Genomic DNA, 1,088 nt, shown 5'->3' on the forward strand with positions numbered 1-1,088 from the left:
CAGGGCGTGGGGCCGGATGTACTGGTCGGCCTGGCGGTGGAGCGCAGCCTGGAGATGGTGGTCGGCGTGCTGGGCATTCTCAAGGCCGGCGGCGCCTATGTGCCGCTGGACCCGGAATACCCGCAGGATCGCCTGGCCTACATGATCGAAGACAGTGGCATCAAGCTGCTGCTGACCCAGGCGCACCTGGAGTTGCCTGCTACTGCATCGGTCGAGCGCGTGATCCTCGAGAGCGGCGCTGCATGGCTTGAGGGCTACAGCACTGCCGCGCCGGTCAATCTCGCCACGCCGGACAACCTGGCCTACGTGATCTACACCTCCGGCTCGACCGGCAAGCCCAAAGGCACGCTGCTGCCGCACCACAACGTGATGCGCCTGTTCGCGGCCACGCAGCACTGGTTCGACTTCGATGCCAGTGATGTGTGGAGCGTGTTCCACTCCTACGCCTTCGACTTCTCGGTGTGGGAGCTGTTTGGCGCGTTGCTGCACGGTGCCAAGGCGGTGGTGGTGCCGCGTGAAGTGGCGCGCTCGCCGGAAGACTTCCATGCACTGCTGGTGCGCGAGCAGGTCACGGTGCTGAACCAGACGCCGTCGGCGTTCAAGCAGCTGATCCCGGTGGCCTGTGCCAACCCTTCAGCGTTGGCGCTGCGCTATGTGGTGTTCGGTGGCGAGGCGCTGGATGTGGCCAGCCTCAAGCCGTGGTTCGAGCGTTTCGGCGACCAGCAGCCACAGCTGATCAACATGTACGGCATCACCGAAACCACGGTGCATGTGACCTACCGGCCGCTGAGCCTGGTCGACCTGCAGCAGGACGGTGTGAGCCCGATCGGCGAGGTGATCCCGGACCTGTCGTGGTACCTGCTCGACAGCGACTTCAACCTGGCCCCGCCGGGCTGCCACGGCGAGCTGCATGTGGGCCGTGCCGGCCTGGCGCGCGGCTACCACCAGCGCGCCTCGCTGACCGCGCTGCGCTTCGTGCCCGACCCGTTCGACCGCAGCGTGCAGGGGGGCGGGCGGCTGTACCGCACCGGCGACCTGGCGCGCTATCGCGGCGACGGGGTGATCGAGTACGTGGGGCGCATCGACCA

Annotated in this window: 1 protein-coding gene; it reads left to right on the plus strand. The window is 67.2% G+C overall.

Translation table 11 applies throughout. From position 1 onward, the window contains the following. Positions 1-1,088: amino acid adenylation domain-containing protein (locus tag DN387_RS25125; protein WP_254506391.1), on the plus strand; the 1,088-nt coding region annotated here is incomplete at both ends.

The organism is Pseudomonas sp. FBF18, from assembly GCF_024261405.1.
GTDB classification, from domain to species: domain Bacteria; phylum Pseudomonadota; class Gammaproteobacteria; order Pseudomonadales; family Pseudomonadaceae; genus Aquipseudomonas; species Aquipseudomonas palmensis.